The 20,799-nt window shown below is 66.9% G+C and carries 21 protein-coding genes and 1 riboswitch; of the genes, 8 read left to right on the forward strand and 13 right to left on the reverse strand.

Annotation, left to right across the window (positions count from 1 at the left end; translation table 11 throughout):
* Positions 1–5: 5 nt before the first annotated feature.
* The 3 genes from trpS to HNP02_RS29295 are packed head-to-tail and all read right to left on the reverse strand — an operon-like array spanning position 6 to position 2,190.
* Positions 6–1,034: a tryptophan--tRNA ligase gene (trpS, locus tag HNP02_RS29285; protein WP_184444134.1), complete on the reverse strand. Its 1,029-nt coding sequence runs from the start codon at positions 1,032–1,034 to the stop codon at positions 6–8.
* A 16-nt stretch (positions 1,035–1,050) separates the two neighbouring features.
* Entirely contained in the window at positions 1,051–1,866 is an 816-nt protein-coding gene (locus HNP02_RS29290) for an exodeoxyribonuclease III (protein ID WP_184444135.1), read from the reverse strand.
* Positions 1,867–1,875: 9 nt separating this feature from the next.
* Positions 1,876–2,190 (reverse strand): hypothetical protein, encoded by a 315-nt coding sequence (locus tag HNP02_RS29295; RefSeq protein WP_255507074.1) that lies wholly within the window; start codon positions 2,188–2,190, stop codon positions 1,876–1,878.
* Between the two features lie 133 nt (positions 2,191–2,323).
* Between HNP02_RS29295 and HNP02_RS29300 the strand changes: the two genes are divergently transcribed.
* The gene (locus HNP02_RS29300; protein ID WP_184444136.1) at positions 2,324–3,163 is read left to right on the forward strand and encodes an alpha/beta fold hydrolase; all 840 of its coding nucleotides are present in this window, start codon (positions 2,324–2,326) and stop codon (positions 3,161–3,163) included.
* 1 nt (position 3,164) lies between these two features.
* Here HNP02_RS29300 and HNP02_RS29305 read toward each other — a convergent pair whose 3' ends face one another.
* Entirely contained in the window at positions 3,165–4,382 is a 1,218-nt protein-coding gene (locus HNP02_RS29305; RefSeq protein ID WP_184444137.1) for an NADP-dependent isocitrate dehydrogenase, read from the reverse strand.
* A gap of 17 nt (positions 4,383–4,399) precedes the next feature.
* A complete protein-coding gene (locus HNP02_RS29310) occupies positions 4,400–6,637 on the reverse strand; it encodes an NADP-dependent isocitrate dehydrogenase (protein ID WP_184444138.1) in 2,238 nt (745 codons plus the stop codon).
* Positions 6,638–6,819: 182 nt separating this feature from the next.
* Positions 6,820–6,941, forward strand: a riboswitch (SAM riboswitch).
* A gap of 140 nt (positions 6,942–7,081) precedes the next feature.
* Between HNP02_RS29310 and HNP02_RS29315 the strand changes: the two genes are divergently transcribed.
* The 3 genes from HNP02_RS29315 to HNP02_RS29325 are packed head-to-tail and all read left to right on the forward strand — an operon-like array spanning position 7,082 to position 10,280.
* The gene (locus HNP02_RS29315) at positions 7,082–8,419 is read left to right on the forward strand and encodes a bifunctional o-acetylhomoserine/o-acetylserine sulfhydrylase (protein WP_184444139.1); all 1,338 of its coding nucleotides are present in this window, start codon (positions 7,082–7,084) and stop codon (positions 8,417–8,419) included.
* The gene (locus tag HNP02_RS29320; RefSeq protein ID WP_184444140.1) at positions 8,416–9,546 is read left to right on the forward strand and encodes a homoserine O-acetyltransferase; all 1,131 of its coding nucleotides are present in this window, start codon (positions 8,416–8,418) and stop codon (positions 9,544–9,546) included. The genes HNP02_RS29315 and HNP02_RS29320 overlap by 4 nt, the downstream gene beginning before the upstream one ends.
* A gap of 11 nt (positions 9,547–9,557) precedes the next feature.
* A complete protein-coding gene (locus HNP02_RS29325; protein WP_184444223.1) occupies positions 9,558–10,280 on the forward strand; it encodes a class I SAM-dependent methyltransferase in 723 nt (240 codons plus the stop codon).
* Here the strand turns inward: HNP02_RS29325 and HNP02_RS29330 are convergent.
* Positions 10,277–10,771 (reverse strand): helix-turn-helix domain-containing protein, encoded by a 495-nt coding sequence (locus HNP02_RS29330; protein ID WP_184444141.1) that lies wholly within the window; start codon positions 10,769–10,771, stop codon positions 10,277–10,279. The two genes, HNP02_RS29325 and HNP02_RS29330, sit on opposite strands and share 4 nt — an antisense overlap.
* Positions 10,772–10,846: 75 nt before the next feature.
* Between HNP02_RS29330 and HNP02_RS29335 the strand changes: the two genes are divergently transcribed.
* Positions 10,847–11,275 (forward strand): nuclear transport factor 2 family protein, encoded by a 429-nt coding sequence (locus HNP02_RS29335; RefSeq protein WP_184444142.1) that lies wholly within the window; start codon positions 10,847–10,849, stop codon positions 11,273–11,275.
* On the opposite strand, the gene HNP02_RS29340 is transcribed toward HNP02_RS29335, so the two are convergent.
* The 4 genes from HNP02_RS29340 to HNP02_RS29355 form a co-directional block, all read right to left on the reverse strand.
* Positions 11,272–12,786: an FAD-dependent monooxygenase gene (locus HNP02_RS29340; protein WP_184444143.1), complete on the reverse strand. Its 1,515-nt coding sequence runs from the start codon at positions 12,784–12,786 to the stop codon at positions 11,272–11,274. The genes HNP02_RS29335 and HNP02_RS29340 overlap by 4 nt on opposite strands.
* Positions 12,779–13,402 (reverse strand): TetR/AcrR family transcriptional regulator, encoded by a 624-nt coding sequence (locus HNP02_RS29345; protein ID WP_184444144.1) that lies wholly within the window; start codon positions 13,400–13,402, stop codon positions 12,779–12,781. The genes HNP02_RS29340 and HNP02_RS29345 overlap by 8 nt, the downstream gene beginning before the upstream one ends.
* 89 nt (positions 13,403–13,491) lie before the next feature.
* The gene (locus HNP02_RS29350) at positions 13,492–13,785 is read right to left on the reverse strand and encodes a DUF3017 domain-containing protein (protein WP_184444145.1); all 294 of its coding nucleotides are present in this window, start codon (positions 13,783–13,785) and stop codon (positions 13,492–13,494) included.
* A gap of 34 nt (positions 13,786–13,819) precedes the next feature.
* The gene (locus HNP02_RS29355) at positions 13,820–14,668 is read right to left on the reverse strand and encodes a bifunctional methylenetetrahydrofolate dehydrogenase/methenyltetrahydrofolate cyclohydrolase (protein ID WP_184444224.1); all 849 of its coding nucleotides are present in this window, start codon (positions 14,666–14,668) and stop codon (positions 13,820–13,822) included.
* Between the two features lie 27 nt (positions 14,669–14,695).
* Between HNP02_RS29355 and HNP02_RS29360 the strand changes: the two genes are divergently transcribed.
* Complete coding sequence (locus HNP02_RS29360; protein WP_184444146.1) at positions 14,696–15,838, forward strand: NADH:flavin oxidoreductase; 1,143 nt, start codon at positions 14,696–14,698, stop codon at positions 15,836–15,838.
* Between the two features lie 10 nt (positions 15,839–15,848).
* On the opposite strand, the gene HNP02_RS29365 is transcribed toward HNP02_RS29360, so the two are convergent.
* Both HNP02_RS29365 and HNP02_RS29370 read right to left on the reverse strand, forming a co-directional pair.
* The gene (locus HNP02_RS29365; protein WP_184444147.1) at positions 15,849–16,340 is read right to left on the reverse strand and encodes a hypothetical protein; all 492 of its coding nucleotides are present in this window, start codon (positions 16,338–16,340) and stop codon (positions 15,849–15,851) included.
* 64 nt (positions 16,341–16,404) lie between these two features.
* Positions 16,405–16,968 (reverse strand): TetR/AcrR family transcriptional regulator, encoded by a 564-nt coding sequence (locus HNP02_RS29370; protein ID WP_184444148.1) that lies wholly within the window; start codon positions 16,966–16,968, stop codon positions 16,405–16,407.
* Between the two features lie 42 nt (positions 16,969–17,010).
* On the opposite strand from HNP02_RS29370, the gene HNP02_RS29375 reads away from it, so the two are divergent.
* A complete protein-coding gene (locus HNP02_RS29375) occupies positions 17,011–17,406 on the forward strand; it encodes a nuclear transport factor 2 family protein (protein ID WP_184444149.1) in 396 nt (131 codons plus the stop codon).
* Positions 17,407–17,488: 82 nt separating this feature from the next.
* A complete protein-coding gene (locus HNP02_RS29380) occupies positions 17,489–20,137 on the forward strand; it encodes an FHA domain-containing protein (protein WP_184444150.1) in 2,649 nt (882 codons plus the stop codon).
* A 98-nt stretch (positions 20,138–20,235) separates the two neighbouring features.
* Here the strand turns inward: HNP02_RS29380 and HNP02_RS29385 are convergent, their stop codons facing one another.
* Positions 20,236–20,799: a pentapeptide repeat-containing protein gene (locus tag HNP02_RS29385; protein ID WP_184444151.1), complete on the reverse strand. Its 564-nt coding sequence runs from the start codon at positions 20,797–20,799 to the stop codon at positions 20,236–20,238.

Consider the following 20,799-nt stretch of genomic DNA (forward strand, 5'->3'; position numbering starts at 1 on the left):
GAGCGCTATGGGCGTTTCGGAAGAAACCCTAACCGGTCATAGACCCGCTGCAACGTCGTGGCAGACACGTCACGAGCGCGCTGCGCCCCCGTCGCCAGCGCGGACTCCAATTCGGCCGGGTCGGCGAGCATCTCGTCCACCCGCGCCTTGATCGGCGTGACGAACTCCACCACGGCATCGGCGGTGTCGGCCTTCAGGTCGCCGTAACCGCGCCCGGCATAAGCCTCGACCAACTTGTCGACGTCGGTACCGGTTACGGCGGACTGGATGGTCAGCAGGTTGGACACGCCCGGCTTGGCCTGCGCGTCGAAGCGGATCTCGCGCTCGCTGTCGGTGACGGCCGAGCGGATCTTCTTGGCGGTCTTCTTCGGGTCGTCGAGCAGGCTGATCAGTCCCGCGTCGCTGGCGGCCGACTTGCTCATCTTCGCGCTCGGATCCTGCAGGTCGTAGATCTTGGCGGTGGCCTTCTGGATCATCGGCTCAGGCACGACGAACGTGTCGGGGAATCGCGCGTTGAACCGCTGCGCGACGTCGCGCGAGAGTTCCAGATGCTGGCGCTGATCCTCGCCGACCGGCACCACGTCGGTGTCGTAGAGCAGCACGTCCGCGGCCATCAGCACCGGGTAGGTGAACAGGCCGACGGTCGTCGCGTCCGCGCCCTCCTTCTGCGACTTGTCCTTGAACTGCGTCATCCGCGACGCCTGCCCAAATCCGGTGAAACAGCCAAGTACCCAAGCCAATTCGGCGTGCGTGGGCACGTGGCTCTGCACGAAGACCGTCGATCGGGCGGGGTCGATACCCAACGCAAGGTATTGCGCAGCGGTCACCAGGGTGCGCTTGCGCAGCAGCTCCGGATCCTGCGGAAGGGTGATCGCGTGCAGGTCGACGACGCAGAAGTACGCGTCATAGCCGTCCTGCAAGGCTACCCACTGACCGACCGCACCCAGCGCGTTGCCGAGGTGAAGGGAATCGGAGGTGGGTTGCGCGCCCGAGAAGACGACTCTTCGCGGCGCCGCTGTGGCGTTGGTGCTCATGATGACTTCAATACTTTCACGCCGGGCCAACTCCATATTCGACGGTCACGGGCGCGTGGTCGGACCAGCGCAATGCGTAGGCCTCGGGCCGCTCGACATAGGCGGCGAGCAGGCGCGGGGCCAGCGCAGCACTGGCGAGCTGGTAGTCGATCCGCCATCCGGCATCGTTGTCGAACGCCTTGCCCCGCCACGACCACCAGCTGTACGGGCCTGCCACGCCAGGATGAAGGACGCGGACCACGTCCACCCATCCGGTGGCCAGCAGGTCGGTCAGCCACCGACGCTCGCTCGGCAGGAAGCCCGACTTCTTCTGGTTGGCCTTCCACGCCTTGATGTCGGACTCGGTGTGGCCGATGTTCCAGTCGCCGCACACCACCGCGCCGCGTTTCCCCGACGAGTTCAGGACGGCCATCCGGCTCGCGATGGCCGCCATGAAGCGTTCCTTCTCCAGCTGCCGGTCGGTGTCGGCCTCGCCGGTAGGGAAGTACACGCTGGCGACGGTGAGATCGCCCGTGTCCACCTCGAGATAGCGTCCGTGCGAGGCGAATTCGTCGGCCTCGGGCCCGATCAGCGTCCGGGTGATCGGGTGTCTGCTCAGCACGGCGACGCCGTTGCGGCCCTTGATGTGCGGATCGGCCGACGCCAGGTGCCAGCCGTCGGCGAGCGCGGGTGTCAGCGCGTCGGCCAGTTGCTCGTCGTCGGCCCGGGTCTCCTGCAGGCATACGACGTCGGCCGTCGTCTCCTTCAGCCAGGCCAGAAGGCCGAGATTGTCGGTGGATCGCTGCCTGACTGCGGCGCGGATTCCGTTCACGTTGATGGTGCTGACGATCACCGGGCGACCCTAGCCGAGGGCGCCAAAGCGGCGGTGCAGCGACTGCTTCGAGACGCCGAGCAGACAGCCGATCTCGGCCCAGGAATATCCGGCGACGCGACCGGCCCGGATCGCCTCTGCGTAACGCTGTCGGGCGCGGTCGAGGTCGTCACGGGCGTCGGCGAGTTCACGACCACACGCCCCACTGGCGATCTCGACGAAGACGGGGTCGGGCCCATCGGGCACGGGCGGCCGCGGCTGCGCTTGCTCGATCTCTTCCAGCGCCTTGCGACGTAGCGCGGCGATCGTGGGATCGGAAACCCACCACGGTTCGGTCTCCTCCATGGGAAGTACCTCCGCTCTGCGCCGTCAACATTTGATGACGCCGCACGGAAGCATGTCTCCTCCCACCGACAAGACCTACGTCTGACCAAGCCCATTCTTGCGGTACCGGCGGTATCACCTTAGTGTCGGCCGCATGCCTGAACGCGATCCGATCCACGAAGGCTCGGGAGAACCGATCGTCCTGCTCCATCCGTTCCTGTGCTCGCAGAACGTATGGCGGACCGTCGCCGACCAGCTTGCCGACACCGGCCGCTTCGAGGTGTTCGCCCCGACCATGGCCGGCCACCACGGCGGTCCCCGGTCGGGCACCTGGCTGCTGGACATCAACACGCTCGTCGACCACGTGGAACGCCAGATGGACGAGCTCGGCTGGCAGACCGCTCACGTGGTCGGCAACTCGCTTGGCGGATGGGCGGCGTTCGAGCTGGAGCGCCGCGGGCGGGCCCGCAGCCTGACCGCGATCGCGCCGGCAGGCGGCTGGACCCGCTACTCGCCGACGAAGTTCGAGACGGTCGGCAAGTTCCTCCTCGGCGGCCCTGCGCTGCTACTCGCGCGCCTTCTCGGCCCACGGATCCTCGACCTGCCGTTCGCGCGCCGCCTGGCGACGCTGCCGATCAGCGGGCCCGCCGACGGGCCTAGCCAACCCGACCTGCTCGCCCTGATGGATGACGCGACGCACTGCCCGGCCTACTTCCAGCTGCTGGTCAGGACTCTGCTGCTGCCGGGGCTCGCCGAACTGGCCAACGCGTCGGCGCCTACCCAGCTGGTGCTCTGCGAGAAGGACCGGGTGTTCCCGTCGCCGCGAGGCAACCGGTACTTCACCACGAACCTGGCCCCTGGCTCGGAAGTGATCCGACTCGACGGAGTCGGTCACATCCCGATGCTGGAGGCGCCGGGCCGGGTGACCGAGCTGATCGCCGAGTTCGTCGATCAAAACACCGAACCGGGGCGGCTGGCGTCACCCGCAGGCTGAGTTAGCGCAGCGCCGTCTTGAGGTGGTCGGCGATCGTGGCGAGATACTCCTCGCTGGTCTCCCAGCCCTGTTCGGGCCCGATCAGGATGGCGAGGTCCTTGGTCATGTGGCCGCCCTCGACGGTCCCGATCACGACTTCCTCCAGCGTCTCGGCGAACTCGATCACCTCGGGGGTGTTGTCGAGCTTGCCGCGGTGCTCCAGCCCGCGGGTCCAGGCGAAGATCGACGCGATCGGATTCGTCGACGTCGCCTTGCCCGCCTGGTGCTGGCGGTAGTGCCGGGTCACGGTGCCGTGTGCGGCCTCCGCCTCGACCGTCTGACCGTCCGGTGTCATAAGCACCGAGGTCATCAGCCCCAGTGAGCCGTAACCCTGTGCGACGGTGTCGGATTGGACGTCGCCGTCGTAGTTCTTGCAGGCCCAGACGTAGCCGCCCTCCCATTTCAGGCAAGAGGCGACCATGTCGTCGATCAGCCGGTGCTCGTAGGTCAGGCCCTTGGCGTCGAACTCGGCCTTGAACTCCTCGTCGAAGATGCGCTGGAACTCGTCCTTGAACATGCCGTCGTAACCCTTGAGGATGGTGTTCTTCGTGGACAGGTAGACGGGGTAATTCTGTTGCAGCCCATACTTGAACGACGATCGGGCGAAGTCCTGGATGGACTTCTTGAAGTTGTACATGCCCATGATGACGCCGCCGCCATCGGGGATCTGGACGACGTCGTGCACCATCGGTTCGCTGCCGTCATCCGGGGTGAACGTCACCGTGAACGTGCCGGGCCTGTCGACCTTGGTGTTGAAGGCGCGGTACTGGTCGCCGAAGGCGTGCCTGCCGATGATGATCGGCTTGGTCCAGCCGGGCACCAATCGCGGCACGTTCTTGATCACGATCGGCGCGCGGAAGATGGTGCCGCCCAGAATGTTACGGATCGTTCCGTTGGGCGACAGCCACATCTGCTTGAGGCCGAACTCCTTCACGCGGGCCTCGTCGGGCGTGATGGTGGCGCACTTGACCCCCACGTGGTGCTTCTTGATGGCGTTCGCCGCGTCGACGGTGACCTGATCGTCGGTCTCGTCGCGGTACTCGATGCCGAGGTCGTAGTAATCCAGGTCGACGTCGAGGTGCGGGAGGATCAACGTCTCCTTGATCAGCTTCCAGATGATGCGAGTCATCTCGTCGCCGTCGAGTTCGACGACCGTTCCCTCGACCTTGATCTTGGACATGCGGGCTTGTCCTCCCTCTAGGCTCGAGCGGCCTCCAGCGCCTCGTTGAACGTCTTGCTCGGCCGCATCACCGCCGTGATCTTCTCCGCGTCCGGGTAGTAGTAACCACCGATGTCGACGGAATCGCCCTGCACCTCGTTGAGTTCGGCCACGATCGTGTCTTCATTCTCGGCAAGCGACTTGGCCAGCGGAGCGAAGTGTTCGGCCAGCTCCTTGTCCTCGGTCTGCGCGGCGAGCTCCAGCGCCCAGTACATGGCCAGGTAGAACTGGCTGCCCCGGTTGTCGATCTCACCGGTCTTGCGCGACGGGTTCTTGTTGTTGTCCAACAGCTTTCCCGTCGCCGCATCGAGCGTCTTGGCGAGTAGCTTGGCCCGCGGGTTGTCGGTCTTCTTGCCGAGATCCTCCAGGCTGACGGCCAACGCGAGGAATTCGCCGAGCGAGTCCCAGCGCAAGTGGTTCTCCTCAACCAGCTGGCTGACGTGCTTGGGCGCCGAGCCACCGGCACCGGTCTCGTACAACCCGCCGCCTGCCATCAGCGGCACGATGGACAGCATCTTGGCGCTGGTGCCCAGCTCCAGGATCGGGAACAGGTCAGTCAGGTAGTCGCGCAGGATGTTTCCGGTCGCGGCGATGGTGTCCTGCCCGCGCATGGCGCGCTCGATGGTGTGCCGCATGGCCCGTTCCTGCGACCTGATCGAGATGTCGAGACCCTCGGTGTCGTGGTCCTCGAGGTACGTGTTGACCTTCGTCCGCAATTCGTTCTCGTGCGGACGCCATACGTCGAGCCAGAACACCACCGGCATACCGGAGTCGCGGGCCCTGGTGACGGCCAGCTTCACCCAGTCGCGGATCGGGGCGTCCTTGACGACCGGCATGCGCCAGATGTCGCCCTCTTCTACGTTCTGCGTCAGCAGCACCTCGTCGGTGTCGTTGTCGACGATGTTGGCGACGCCGTCCTCGGGAATCTCGAATGTCTTGTCGTGGCTGCCGTACTCCTCGGCTTGCTGCGCCATCAGGCCCACGTTGGGGACGGTGCCCATCGTTGTCGGATCGAACTGGCCGTGCGTCTTACAGAAGTTGATGATCTCCTGGTAGATGCGGGAGAAGGTGGACTCGGGGTTGACGGCCTTGGTGTCCTTGGTCCGTCCGTCGGCGCCCCACATCTTGCCGCCGAGGCGGATCATCGCCGGCATCGACGCGTCCACGATGACGTCGCTTGGTGAGTGGAAGTTCGAGATGCCCTTGGCCGAGTCCACCATCGCCAGCTCGGGCCGGTGCTCGTGGCAGGCGTGCAGGTCGCGGATGATCTCCTCGTGTTGCGACGCGGGCAGCGACTCGATCTTGGCGTACAGATCGGAGAGCCCGTTGTTGACGTTGACGCCCAACTCGTCGAACAGCTTCTGGTGCTTGGCAAACGCGTCCTTGTAGAAGACCTTCACCGCGTGGCCGAAGACGATGGGGTGGCTGACCTTCATCATCGTCGCCTTGACGTGCAGCGAGAACATCACGCCGGTCTCGTACGCGTCCTGCATCTGCTCTTCGTAGAAGTCGCACAGCGCCTTCTTGCTCATGAACATGCTGTCGATGATGTCGCCGTCGTCCAACTTCACCTCGGGCTTGAGCACGATCGTCTCGCCGCTCTTGGTGATCAGCTCCATCCGGACGTTGCGGGCCTTGTCCAGCGTCAGCGACTTCTCGCCGTGGTAGAAGTCGCCGTGGTTCATGGTCGCCACGTGGGTGCGCGACGCCTGCGACCACGGGCTCATGCTGTGCGGGTGCTTCCTGGCGTATTCCTTGACCGCCTTGGGTGCGCGCCGGTCCGAGTTGCCTTCGCGGAGCACGGGATTCACCGCGCTGCCCAAGCAGGTGCCGTAGCGCTCCTTGAGCTTGCGCTCCTCGTCGGTCTTCGGTTCGCCGGGGTAGTCCGGCACGGCGTAGCCCTTGGCTTGCAGTTCCTTGATGGCGGCCAGCAGCTGCGGCACCGAGGCGCTGATGTTCGGCAGCTTGATGATGTTGGTCTCCGGCAACTGCGTCAGCTTGCCGAGGGCGGCCAAGTTGTCCGGCACGCGCTGCTCTTCGGTGAGGTAGTCGCCGAACTCCGCAAGGATGCGCGCGGCCACGGAGATGTCGCTGGTCTTGACGTCGATGCCGGCTGCGTCGGCAAAGGCGCGTATCACGGGCAGGAAGGCGTACGTCGCAAGCAACGGAGCCTCGTCGGTCAGGGTGTAGATGATGGTTGGCTGCTGGGCATTCATGGGCACTCTCCCGGCGTCACGGTGGGTCAGAATCGGGTCAAACTCCGCGTCGAAAACTCGATCGAAACGGGGCCATCGGTATCACGTCGGGTACGACGCTACGCGGTCCGATCATGCTCCGGTTGGGCAGCGTATGAACCCGCGCTGGCACGCCGACGAGGTGGTGAGATACCCTTTGAATCGGTCATGAGTGCCAGCGTCAAGCCCCGGCTCGCTGGCCGGCAACCCTCCAACCGCGGTGGGGTGCCCCGGGTGATTGACCAGGTTGAGTAGCCGACAGTCGGCTGCGAGGCAAGCGCGGGTCCGTTGGACGGGCCCCCCGAGAGACAGGGAAACCTGACGTGGAGGCTCATTTTGTGTCGTTGCACGTGACCCCGCTCCGTCGTTCGTCGACGGCGCAAGGGCGCTCTCGGTAACCATTCGATCCAGCAGGAGAAACATCGCATGACCAATCCCGAATCCGACCCGACGGCCAACTGGGCCTTCGAAACCAAGCAGGTGCACGCGGGCCAGACACCGGACATCGCCACGAACGCGCGGGCGCTGCCGATCTACCAGACCACGTCCTACACCTTCAACAGCACCGACCATGCCGCGGCGCTGTTCGGCCTCGCCGAGCCCGGCAACATCTACACCCGGATCATGAACCCGACCACCGACGTCGTCGAGCAGCGCATCGCGGCGCTCGAGGGCGGCGTCGCCGCGCTGTTCCTGGCCTCCGGGCAGGCCGCCGAGACCTTCTCGATCCTCAACCTCGCGGCCGTCGGCGACCACATCGTCTCCAGCCCGCGCTTGTACGGCGGCACCTACAACCTGTTCCACTATTCGCTGCCCAAGCTCGGGATCGAGGTCAGCTTCGTCGAGGACCCCGACGACCTGGATTCGTGGCGGGCAGCGGTGCGGCCGAACACCAAGGCGTTCTTCGCCGAGACGATCTCCAACCCGCAGATCGACATCCTCGACATCCCCGGCGTATCGGCGGTGGCCCACGAGAACGGCGTGCCCCTGATCGTCGACAACACGATCGCAACGCCGTACTTGATCCAGCCGATCGCCCTCGGCGCGGACATCGTCGTGCACTCGGCAACCAAGTACCTCGGCGGGCATGGTTCGGCGATCGCCGGCGTGATCGTCGACAGCGGCAAGTTCGACTGGACCAACGGCAAGTTCCCCGGCTTCACCGTCCCCGACCCGAGCTATCACGGCGTGGTGTACGCCGAACTCGGCCCGCCCGCCTTCGCGCTCAAGGCGCGAGTCCAGCTGCTGCGCGACTACGGCTCGGCCGCAGCGCCGTTCAACGCCTTCCTCATCGCCCAGGGATTAGAGACGCTGAGTCTGCGCGTTGAGCGTCATGTGGCCAATGCGCAACGCGTCGCCGAGTACCTGGCGGGCCACGACGGCGTCGTGTCGGTCAACTACGCAGGCCTGCCCACGTCCCCGTGGTACGAGCTGGGACGGAAGTTGGCGCCGAAGGGCACCGGCGCCGTGCTGGCGTTCGAGCTGGCTGGCGGCATCGCGGCGGGCAAGGCGTTCGTCGACGCACTCACCCTGCACAGCCACGTCGCCAACATCGGCGACGTGCGTTCGCTGGTGATCCACCCGGCCTCGACGACGCACGCGCAGCTGTCCCCCGCCGAGCAGCTCGCGACGGGCGTCACCCCCGGACTGGTCCGGCTGGCGGTCGGCATCGAGGGCATCGACGACATCCTCGCCGACCTCGAGCAGGGCTTCGCCGCGGCCAAGCCGTTCTCCGGGGTGCCGGAGAACGCGGTGTCGGCATGACGACGTTGGAAAGCCCTCCCGAGTTCGCCGCGCAGTTGCCCGCCGACGGCGAGCTGACCGTGGTGAACATCGGAGCGCTGACCCTGGAGAACGGCACCGTCCTCGACGACGTGTCCATCGCGGTGCAGCGGTGGGGTGAGCTGTCACCGAACCGCGACAACGTCGTGGTGGTGCTGCACGCGCTGACCGGCGACTCGCACATCACCGGGCCCGCAGGGCCGGACCACCCGACCCCTGGCTGGTGGGACGGCGTGGCAGGGTCGGGAGCGCCCATCGACACCGAGCGGTGGTGCGCGATCTCCACCAACGTGTTGGGCGGCTGCCGCGGCTCGACGGGTCCGAGCTCGCCAGCGCCGGACGGAAAGCCTTGGGGTTCAAGGTTTCCGGGGATCACCGTGCGTGATCAGGTCAATGCCGACATCGCCGCGCTTGCCGCGCTGGGCATCACGCAGGTCGCCGCTGTCGTCGGCGGATCGATGGGCGGCGCACGCGCACTGGAGTGGACCGTCGGCCGCCCCGACACGGTGCGGGCTGCCCTGGTGCTCGCGGTCGGCGCACGCGCAACCGCCGACCAGATCGGCACGCAGAGCTCGCAGGTGTCGGCGATCAAGTCCGATCCGAACTGGCAGGACGGCGACTACTACGGGACGGGTAGAGAGCCCTCCGTCGGGATGGAGATCGCCAGGCGGTTCGCGCACCTGACCTACCGCGGCGAGGCCGAACTCGACGACCGGTTCGGCAACGACGCCCAGGGCAACGAAGACCCGACCAATGGCGGCCGCTACGCGGTGCAGAGCTACCTCGAGCATCAGGGCGGCAAACTGGCGGCGCGGTTCGACCCGGGTACCTACGTCGCGTTGACGGATGCCTTGAGCAGCCACGACGTCGGCCGCGGGCGCGGTGGGTTTGCCGCGGCACTTGGCAGTTGCGGAGTGCCGGTGGTGGTCGGCGGCATCACCTCCGACCGGCTCTACCCGCTTAGACTGCAGGAAGAGCTGGCCGAGTTGCTTCCGGGCTGCACAGGGCTCAACGTGGTCGACTCGATCTACGGCCACGACGGGTTCCTGGTCGAGACCGACGCGGTCGGCGAGCTCATCCGGCAGACCTTGGAGCTAGCGTCACGGTGACTTCCGATCAGATCTGGCAGCAGCGTTCCCTGTCGTTCGGCCAGGAAGCCGCGGCGTACGAACGTGGCAGGCCGTCGTATCCTCCGGAAGCCATCGACTGGCTGCTGTCGTGCGGTGCGCGCGACGTGCTCGACCTCGGCGCAGGCACCGGCAAGCTGACCATCCGGCTCGTCGAACGCGGGCTGCACGTGGTGGCCGTCGATCCCATCCCCGAGATGCTCGAACTGCTCAGCGCGTCGTTGCCCGATACCCCTGCGCTGCTCGGCACGGCCGAAGAGATTCCGTTGCCGGACAACAGCGTCGACTCGGTATTGGTAGCACAGGCCTGGCATTGGTTCGATCTCGAGCGCGCGGTCAAGGAGGTGGCCAGGGTGCTTCGCCCCGGCGGCCGTCTCGGGCTGATATGGAACACCCGCGACGAACGCCTCGGCTGGGTCAAGGATCTCGGCCGCATCGTCGGCCACGAGAATGACCCGTTCAACCACGAAGTGACGCTGCCCGAGCCGTTCACCGGCATCGAACGCCAGCAGTTCGAGTGGACCAGTTACCTGACGCCACAGGCGCTCATCGACCTGGTCGCCTCGCGCAGCTACTGCATCACCTCACCGAACGAGGTGCGAAAGCGCACGCTGGCCGAGGTGCGCGAGCTGCTGGCCACGCATCCCGCATTGGTGAACACCACGGGCCTTGCGCTCCCGTACGTGACGGTGGGCATCAGGGCCACGCTGGCCTAGCGCTTGATGTAATCCCCGATGACGGCCGTACCTTGCCCGAGACGGGCACCTGGACCGGGCGCAGGAACGGCCGTGTCGGCGTTGAGTTCTCCTCCACATTCAGCGCATACCGTCACCGCAGCGGTCGGCTGTCCACACTCACTGTGCACGATCAACGCGGGCGGTCCGTGGCCGGCGGCCAGCCACTTGTCTCCCCACGCGATCAGCGTCGCAATCACCGGATACAGGTCGCGCCCCTTTGCCGTGAGCACGTACTCGTGGCGCACCGGCGCCGTCCGATACTGAGGGCGTTCGACGATGCCGTGACGCTCGAGGCTGTCCAATCGAGCGGCCAGCACGTTGGACGCGATGCCAAGATCGCGGCGGATGTCTTCGAACCGCGACATACCCACGAACAGGTCACGCAGGATCAGCGGCGTCCAGCGCTCACCCACCACGTCGACTGAGCGCGCGATCGAGCAGGCGATGTCGGCGAAGGATGGCTTCGGCACTCCTCAACCGTAGTCCATTGCTTTCTGCAATGGACGGTGGTTAAGTCACTTGCAAATCGCAATGGACGGAGTTCGATGACAAGAACGGAAACGATCGACGCAGTGGCCACCTTTCTAGCCGCCACCCTGGTCAACGACGTCGACGGGATGATCAGCGCACTTTCTCCCGATGCAGAACTCGTATCGCCCTTGTCCGGCCGGATGGTCTTTCGCGGGCACGACGACCTCCGCGCACTGCTCGCGGCTGTCTACGGCGGCCTGTCCGGCCTGCGATGGCGTGAGGTCATCGGCGACGGATCGACACGGGTTGCGGTGAGCGACGCCCGGATTGCGGGCGTCACGATCACCGACGCGATGGTGCTCGAACTCGACGATGACGGCCGGATCCGGCGCATCCGGCCACACCTCAAGCCGTGGCTGGCGATCACGCTGTTCGCAGCCGCGCTCGGACCGAAGCTCGTCCGCCATCCCGGCGCGATCCGCCGAGCGCTATCGGGCGCCTAGCCGAACCATCGCCCCAGCGCCGACCGCAGCCCGGCCAGGTCGGCCTCGTCGACGGAGTCCGCCGCCCAGGCCACGTAGCCGTCGGGCCGAATGAGCATGCCGCCGTACGGCTCTCCCGTCATGGCTCCGGTCACCAGATCGACGCGGTCGGCCCAGCCTGCGCCCGCCTGCGTGACTGCGCCTCCGGACAGGTCGAGCAGTACGGGTCGCGCGTCGCGCAGGAGTTCGGCGACGCGACGACCATCGTCCAGTTCGAGATCGGGCACCAGCAGACCGGACAGCGGGTGTCCGTCGCCGACCTCGTACCGTACGTCGGAGCCGGCGAGCAGGTGGGCCATGTGTGCCGCGACGGCCGGCTGCTTCAGCAGCTCACCGAAAAGCGTTCGCAGGCCGCCGACTTCGGGACCAGGCGTCATGAGTGCGGTCTGCGACAGAGACTGCATCATGACCCGCTCCCCCACCGGCCGACGCTCGGAATCATAGGTGTCGAGCAGCCCGTCGGGGGCCGACCCGTTCACCTGTGCTGCCAGCTTCCAGCCCAGGTTGACGGCGTCCTGCATGCCGAGATTCAGGCCAGGCCCACCCATCGCCGAGTGGACGTGCGCCGCGTCGCCGAGTAGCAGGACGTTGCCCGCCCGGTAGCGCTCGGCCTGCCTGCTGTTCTGCCCGGCGATCCGGCGCAACGCATGCGGGCCCGGCCCACGTGGCGCCTCCACCGGCACGTCCACGCCCAGCACGCGTTTCGCGCTCTCCCGTACTTCGTCGAGCGTCATCGGCGTCTCGTCCAGGCCCGGTTGGCGCCCGAATTCGATGGTGCCGAGCATCTGTCGGCCGGGCTGGAAGTTGGCAAAGATGAAGCCGCCGTTGTCGAGCCTGGTATGTCCGAACCGCAACGGGCCGAACCCGGGAACCGCGTAACCGCCGTCCTCGGTGCGCAATTCGTCGGGCATGTGGACGTGCGCGATCCTGGCGACGGTGTCCGACGTGCTGCCGGGGAAGTCGATGCCGACGGTCTTGCGGACCACGCTGCGGCCACCATCGGCGCCGACCAGATAGGTGGCGTCGATGTCGTAGCTGCGCTCGGGTGAGGTCACCGCGACGGTGACGCGACCCGGTGCCGAGTCGAGGCCGGTGAGCTCGTGACCCCACCGGACGTCGACGCCGAGATCTCGCGCACGCTTCTCCAGAAGCCTCACCAACCTGGGCTGCTGGATGAGTAGCGCACGCATCGGGTTGTCCTCGAGGCCAACGAGGTTGACCGACATGCCGGCGAACATCCATTCGTACATCGGCTCCGGCGGGCCGTCCGCACCGCTGAACGGTTGGTAGAGCCCGCGCATGTCCAGTTGCCGGATCACCTGTCCGACAAGCCCGTTGGCCTTCGGCTCGTCGCTGGGTGCGGGTAGCGCGTCGAGGACGACGGGCCGGACCCCTGCTAGCGCTAGCTCGCAGGCCAGCATCAAGCCGTTTGGTCCGGCTCCCGCGATGACGACGTCGTGATGATCAGTCATGGTTCTTCCTTCCAGTTCGGGTGGTCGGCACGGGCAGGCCTGCTGCGACGGCGGCGAAGCCCTGCCGGATCAACGTGGTGATGGGCACGGGTGGATCGGCCATCGCGTAGGCGTCCATCGCGGCCTCAGCGATTGCGCCCATCACCCCGGCCACCATGCGCGGGTACATGTCACGCTCCTGGTCGGTTCCGGTGCGCTCGGCGATCGCCTCCACCCAGTCGGCGAACAAGGTCTTGAACATCGCGAGTCGCGTTTCCGGCACCAGCACCACCGTGCGGATCACGGCGAGTTGCTTGCGGGTCGGCGCTACTTCCGCGACACCCTCGGCCGTCAACGGTTCGAGTACCGCCTCGGCAATGGCCGACCAGAGCTGCTCGTCGACGGGCCGCTCGCGAAACACCGCGAGGCTACGCTCCATCCGCTGCACCTGGCGGTAGGCCAGCGCCTCGTACTTGTTGCCGAAGTAGTTGTTGAACGTCCGCAGCGACACCCCCGCCAGCTCCGCGATGTCTTCGCGGGTGACGCCGTCGAGGCCGCGCTCGAAGGCCAGCTTCAGCGCGGCGTCACTGAGCGCCCGACGGGTGTCGACCTTCTTGCGTTCGCGAAGTCCGGTCATGCATCCACCATAGGCCGGATTTTTGCACAGTAGGCAAGATTGCCTAGTGGGCAATTTCCTGAGGGTCTCCCGGCCGCGGAGGGAAAGAGTTAGCTGGTGCCCAACGGGTCGATGGTCCATGCGATGTAGAGCATGGCGGCGCTGACCGTCGCGGTGGTGACGAAGTCGATGCCCCTGCTGCGCACGACGAGCAGCCCGGCGCGGTCCTCGGAGAGCGTCAGGCGCATGGCCGCCGCGACACCGACGCCGATCGCCATCACCAGTGCGCCGCGGCGCCAGTAGCCTGCGACCACCAGCCCGAACGCCGCGAGCAGAAACAGCCCCACCGTCAGGATCGGCCATTGGCCTGCGAACACCTTGCGAGCAAAATCCCTTGGTGTCACACCAGACCGGCAATTCTGCTCTTCGCGCAAGCGCTCATCGCCCTTCCTCGAGCTCGACCACGTTCGTCAGCAGGAACGCCCGCGTCAACGGCCCGACGCCACCAGGATTCGGTGACACGTACCCCGCAACGTCCCAGACATCCGGAGCCACGTCGCCGACCAGCTTGCCCGCTTCGTCGCGGCTCACCCCGACGTCCACCACCGCGGCGCCGGGCTTGACCATGTCCGCGGTCACGATGTGCGCAACCCCGGCGCCGGCGATGATGATGTCGGCCCGCCTGGTGAGAGCAGGCAGGTCGCGAGTCCCGGTGTGGCACAACGTCACCGTGGCGTTCTCTGAGCGGCGGGTCAGCAGCAGGCCCATCGGCCGCCCGACCGTGACACCGCGGCCGATCACCACGACGTGCGCGCCTGCGATCGGGACGTCGAACCGGCGCAGCAGGTGCACGATGCCGCGCGGCGTGCACGGCAGGGGTGCGGGCTCGTTGAGCACCAGCCTGCCGAGGTTCATCGGGTGCAGACCGTCGGCGTCCTTGGCCGGGTCGATGCGCTCCAGCGCGGCGTTCTCGTCGAGATGCTTCGGCACCGGCAACTGCACGATGTAGCCGGTGCAGTCCGGGTTGTCGTTGAGCTCGTCGATCGTCGCGTTGAGCGTGGCCTGGTCGATGTCGGCCGGCAGGTCGCGGCGGATCGAGTTGATCCCGACCTTCGCGCAGTCGGCGTGCTTGCCCCGGACGTAGGCCTGCGAACCCGGGTCGTCGCCGACCAAGACGGTACCCAGCCCGGGAGTTCGGCCCGCCGCGGTCAGCGCCGCGACCCGTTCCTTCAGATCGACGAAGATCTCGTCGCGCGTGGCCTTGCCGTCCAGAGTGATCGCTCCCACGGCAGCCATTGTGGCAGGCTCACCAAGATGAACACTCCGCCCAATGTGTTCACCCCGGCCAAGCTCGGCCCGGTGACGCTTCGCAACCGCATCATCAAGTCGGCCACCTTCGAGGCGTCGAGCCCGAACTCGCTGGTCACCGACGATCTGATCGAGTTCCATCGACTGCCTGCCGCGGGCGGGGTCGGCATGACCACCGTCGCCTACCTTGCGGTGACCCCCGGTGGCCGTACGCAGGGACCGGTGATCTGGTGGCGCCCCGAGGCCATCCCCGGACTACGCACCCTGACCGAAGCCATCCATGCGGAGGGCGCGGCCGTCAGCGCACAGATCGCGCATGCCGGACCCGTCGCCGATGCTCGGTCCAACCAGACAGAGGCGCTGGCCCCGATGACGAGCAAGCACGCAAGGGGTGCCACTCGCGACGACATCGCCGACGTCGTCGCGGCACACGCCACCGCGGCCCGCTTCGCGATCGACGCGGGGTTCGACGCCGTCGAGATCCACCTCGGACACGGCTACTTCGTCAGCTCCTTCCTGAGCCCGCTGATCAACAAGCGCGACGACGAGTTCGGTGGCTCCTTGCAGAACCGCGCGAAGGTGGCGCGCAGCGTGGTCGAAGCGGTGCGCCGCGCCGTCGACGACGCAGGAGCGGGCAAGATCGCGGTGACCGCCAAGCTCAACATGGCCGACGGGGTGGATGGCGGAATCACGGTCGAGGAGTCACTCCAGACGGCGAAATGGTTGCAGGACGACGGCTGCCTGGACGCGATCGAACTCACTGCGGGAAGTTCGTTGGTGAACCCGATGTACACGTTCCGCGGCGGCGCACCGGGCAAGGATGTGCCCGCCCTTGCCAAGGTCGTCCGCGAATACCCTTACTACGACGCCTATCTACTCGACGATGCCCGCCTGTTCCGTGCCGAGCTGACGATTCCGCTGATCCTTCTCGGCGGCATCACCAACCGCGAGACCATGGATCTGGCCATGGCCGAGGGATTCGAGTTCATCGCGATGGGCCGAGCCCTGCTCGCCGAACCCGATCTGTTGAACCGCATCGAGGCCGACGGCGACGCGCACACCGTGACGTCGGTCTGCACGCATACCAATGACTGCATGGTCACCATCTACAGCCACACCCACTGCGTGTTGACGGGTTCGCCGCGTTGATTTCCCGGGTCTACCGGCCCGACATCTGCGTCACGACTCCCACAGCGGGATTGCGGAAGTCCTTGAACTCCACCATCGCCTCGTCGCGCATGATCCGGATGCCCGACGTGAGCAGGAGCTTGCGCTCGGACACGGTGTAGACGACCTGTTCGGTATGCGCGCCGAAGCATCCGTTGGCCAGTGCCGTGGCGGGCAGCCTCATGATCGCCCGGTCGGATATGCGCACGCCCCGGTACTCGTAACCTCCGCGGCCGTCGGCGCAGATCGCGATCTCCGACAGCTTGGTACGCCCGATCAGGACGGCCGTCTGCTGCGGGTCGCAGCGCGCCGGGGAGTTCACGAAGCCGCGCGCATCGGCGTCGTCGAGAGGTTTGGCAGCGGCAGACGGCAAAGCGACGCCCGTAGCCACGACGGCGAACGCCGCGCATCCCGCGATCAGTACCGCAACCATCCCGCGCGACCCGGAGCAGCGACGTCGCGCCTGGGCGTTCATCCTCGCCATGTCGACTACGAGACCACGTATTGCCTGAACATCGATGGATCTCGGCCGTACCAGTACCGAATCGTTAGCCGCCTGAGATCAAGGCACGCACGCAATCCTCCACGATCCCGTCCGCCGCATCCGGGATCCTTTGCCCCGCAACGAGGTGCCGACGCACGACGGCGTAGGGCACGTCGACGAGCGCCGCGCTCAGCCGGTCGGGGTCGGCGTCCAGTTCGGCACGCAGTCGATTCACGGTGCGATGGAGGCGTTCGCGCCGCGCCGCGATCGATTCCGGCCACGCCGCGCGGTCCAGTGCGTCGGCCCCGGCGAGCAGCACCTGCGCTTCTACCGGGTGCTCACGGCACCACTGGACCGCGAACCTCGCGGCCGCAACGCACCGCTCCGTCGTGTGACCCGGCGAGGCGAGCGCGTCGGCGAAGCCGCCCTGGAACCGCTCCTCGGTGCGCATCCACAGCTCGCCGCACAACGCCGCCCGCGTCGGAAAGCGGTGGTAGACCGAGCCGCTCGGCGCGCCGACCGCTCTCGCGACCGCCGACATCGACACTGCGGCAGGCCCATCGCCCGCCAGCAGAGCGGCGGCGGCATCGAGCAGGTCATCGACGGAGTAGCGCGCTGGTCTGGCCACGAGGTAATAATAGAGAGGTATCTCTAAAAAGGAGGCCGCGACATGCCCACCGCCAACTCAATCGCCCATCGGTTCTACGACGCACTCGCCGGAATCGACCAGGGGGCCCTGACCACACTGCTGTCCGACGACTTCGAAGGCACCGTCAGCGCAGGCATGCCGCACGGGGTCGGCGGCGTGCACCACGGCCCCAACGACATGCTCGGCGTGTGGGGCACGATCAACGCGCTCTACGACATGCGCGTCGAACCCAGCGATTTCCTCGAGATCGACAACCACCGCGTCGTCGTCATCGGTCACTATCGCGGCCCCGCCCGCGACGGTAACTCCGCGGTCGATGCGGCGTTCGCCCACGTCATCAAGACCCGTGGCGACCGCATGACGGCCCTGCAGCAGATCACCGACACCGCACGCTGGGGTATCGCCACGGCGCAGTGATAGTCCCCGTCGCTCCGCTCGCCCCCGGTGAGCGCGCGGACCGCCGTTACGCACGGCGCCGGAACCGATAGAGTTGCGTCCGATGACGCGACCTTCCCCACCCGCGCTGACCGTTCGTTACGACGGGTCGTCTCGCACCTTTGCGGCAGGCAACGACGTTGTCGTCGGCCGTGACTTGCGTGCCGACGTCCGCATCGCCCACCCCCTGATCTCGCGCGCGCACGTGATCCTGCGCTTCGAGGGTGGTCGCTGGCTGGCTGTCGACAACGGCAGCCTCAACGGAATGTTCGTCAACGGCCACCGGGTTCCGGTGGTCGACATCACCGACGGACTCAACGTCGACATCGGCAATCCCGACGGTCCGCGGCTCACCTTCGAGGTGGGTCGTCACCAGGGTTCGGTCGGCACGCCACCACCGACCACCTCGGTGCCGATTGCGAACCGCGCGAGCAGTTCCTGGCCCACCCAGCCGCCGCCAGGCGCGCGGCCACCCACGCCGCCTTCGGGAGCGTCGTACTCGCAACCGGTGTACCCACCACCCCAGCAACCGCGCTATCCATCGGGCCCGACACCCGCCGCGCCGTCCTACCCCAGCAGCCCGCAGTCCTATACCGGTGCGCCGCAGGCATATCCGAGCGCCCCCCCGCAGAGCTACCCGACGCCAGCGCCGTCGCAGCAGACCGCTGGCTATTCGGCCGCCACCACCATGGGGCCGACGGCGCAGCCGCGCCAGAGCGAGGGCAACCTCGCGACCAGCATGCTCAAGATCCTGCGGCCCGGTAAGGCCGCGGATGCGCCTGCGGGGTCGGTGAAGATCGGCCGGGCCACCGACAACGACATCGTCATTCCCGACGTGCTGGCCTCACGCCATCACGCCACCTTGATTCCGAGTCCCAGCGGCACCGAGATCCGGGACAACCGCAGCATCAACGGCACGTTCGTCAACGGCGCGCGGGTTGACTCCGCGAAGCTGCGCGACGGCGACGTCGTCACCATCGGCAACGTCGACCTCGTCTTCGCCGGGGGCACGCTGGCCCGGCGCAGCGAAACCGAGGCGGCAACGCGCACCGGCGGCCTCGAGGTGCACGGCGTCACGTGGACCATCGAGGGCAACAAGACGCTGCTCGACAACATCTCGCTGACCGCGCGGCCAGGCACGTTGACGGCCGTCATCGGACCGTCGGGTGCAGGCAAGTCGACGTTCGCCCGACTGGTGGCCGGGTACACCCACCCGACCACCGGCACGGTCAGCTTCGAAGGCCACAACATCCACTCCGAATACGCTTCCCTGCGAAGCAGAATCGGCATGGTCCCGCAGGACGACGTGGTGCACGGCCAGCTGACCGTCAGGCAGGCCCTGATGTACGCCGCGGAACTGCGACTGCCGCCGGACACCACGAAGGACGACCGCGAGCAGGTCGTGATGCAGGTCCTCGAAGAGCTCGAGATGACCAAGCACCTCGAGACGCGGGTGGACAAGCTGTCCGGCGGGCAGCGCAAGCGCGCGTCGGTGGCACTCGAACTGCTGACCGGCCCGTCGCTGCTCATCCTCGACGAGCCGACGTCCGGCCTCGACCCCGCGCTGGACCGGCAGGTCATGACGATGCTACGGCAACTGGCCGACGCAGGCCGCGTGGTGCTGGTGGTCACGCATTCCCTGACCTACCTCGACGTCTGCGATCAGGTGCTGCTGCTGGCGCCGGGCGGCAAGACCGCGTTCTGCGGCCCACCGAGCCAGATCGGCCCGTCCATGGGGACGACGAACTGGGCCGACATCTTCAGCAGCGTCGCCGGTGATCCGGATGCGGCCAAGGCCCGCTATCTGGCGCAGACGGGACCGCCTCCGCCGGTACCGCCCGTCGAGGCGCCGACCGACCTCGGTGAGCCCGCCAAGACCAGCCTCCTACGGCAGTTCTCCACGATCGGGCGACGCCAGATCCGGTTGATCGTCTCCGACCGCGGCTACTTCATCTTCCTGGCGTTGCTGCCGTTCATCATGGGCGTGCTGTCACTGTCCGTGCCCGGCGCGACCGGCTTCGGTCCCCCTGACAAGCTCAGCGACGCGCCCAACCAGCCGGGGCAGGTGCTGGTGCTGATGAACGTCGGCGCCATCTTCATGGGCACGGCGTTGACCATCCGCGACCTCATCGGCGAGCGCGCGATCTTCCTCCGCGAACAGGCGGTCGGGTTGTCGACGAGTGCCTATCTGCTGGCCAAGGTCTGCATCTACTCGGTGTTCGCGATCCTGCAGTCCGGAATCGTCACGGCGATAACGATCATCGGCGTCGGTCCACCCAAGAACGGCGGATTGCTGTTCGGCTCTGGCGAATTGGCGGCATCGATAGAGCTGTTCATCGGCATGGCCGCCGCGACGGTCTGCGCGGCGACGGTCGGCTTCGCGCTGTCGGCGATGGCGAAGACCAGCGAGCAGATCATGCCGTTGCTCGTCATCGCGATCATGTCCCAGCTGGTGTTCTCGGGCGGCATGATCCCGGTGACGGGCCGGATCCCGCTCGACCAGATGTCGTTCGTCACGCCAGCCCGCTGGGGCTTCGCGGCGACGGCGTCGACGGTGGGACTCACGGACCTGGTGAAGCCACCGATCATGCCCGACGACTCCTTCTGGAAACACACGTCGGGCGCATGGTTCCTCGACATGGGGATGCTGGCCGCGCTGTCGATCTTCTACCTTTGCTTCGTGCGGTTCAAGATCCGCCTCAAGGCCGGCTAACGCCGTCGTTCTGCAGCACGGCGGTGGCCGAACGCATCGAACGGGCCGAGGCCGTGGCAACGGCGGCAACGCCGGATTGATCGGCAACGGGTAGCCCGTCAGCCGCCGTGGATGTCCAACCCGTGTGCAGCGGCGTAGGCGACGGCCTGGTCGATGTCGATCTTCGCGCCACGCACCTTCGCCGTCGTCCAGAACGTCGGGTCGACGCGCGCCCCGCGCAGATCGGCGTCGTCGAGGCGGGCGTCCTGCGCGCGAGCTCCGGTGAGATCCGCCCCGCGCAGCACTGCCTTGCGCAGATCGGCGCCGACGAGGCTGGCCTCCCGTAGCCGGCAATCCGACAGGTCGACCGTGCGAAGGTCACAGCCCCCCAACACGGCCAGCGTCAGGTCGACCTCAGTGAAGGTCACCGGACGGATCCGGCTTTCGGTGAACACCGATCCGAGCAAGGTGCAGTGTCGAAAAGTGCTGTGCATCAACGATGCCCGACGGAAGTCGCAATTGCGGAAGGCCGAGCCCACGTGCACGGACTCGGACAAGTTCACACCGGCGAACACACACTCGGTGAACACCACGCGTTCGGTGTGCAGCCGGCTGAGATCTTCATCGCGAAAGTCGTGACCTTCGAACTCTCGATCTGCCCACTGCTCGTCGGGGTCGGCCAC

It is taken from the genome of Mycobacterium sp. AZCC_0083, from assembly GCF_014202335.1.
Classification (GTDB): Bacteria; Actinomycetota; Actinomycetes; order Mycobacteriales; family Mycobacteriaceae; genus Mycobacterium.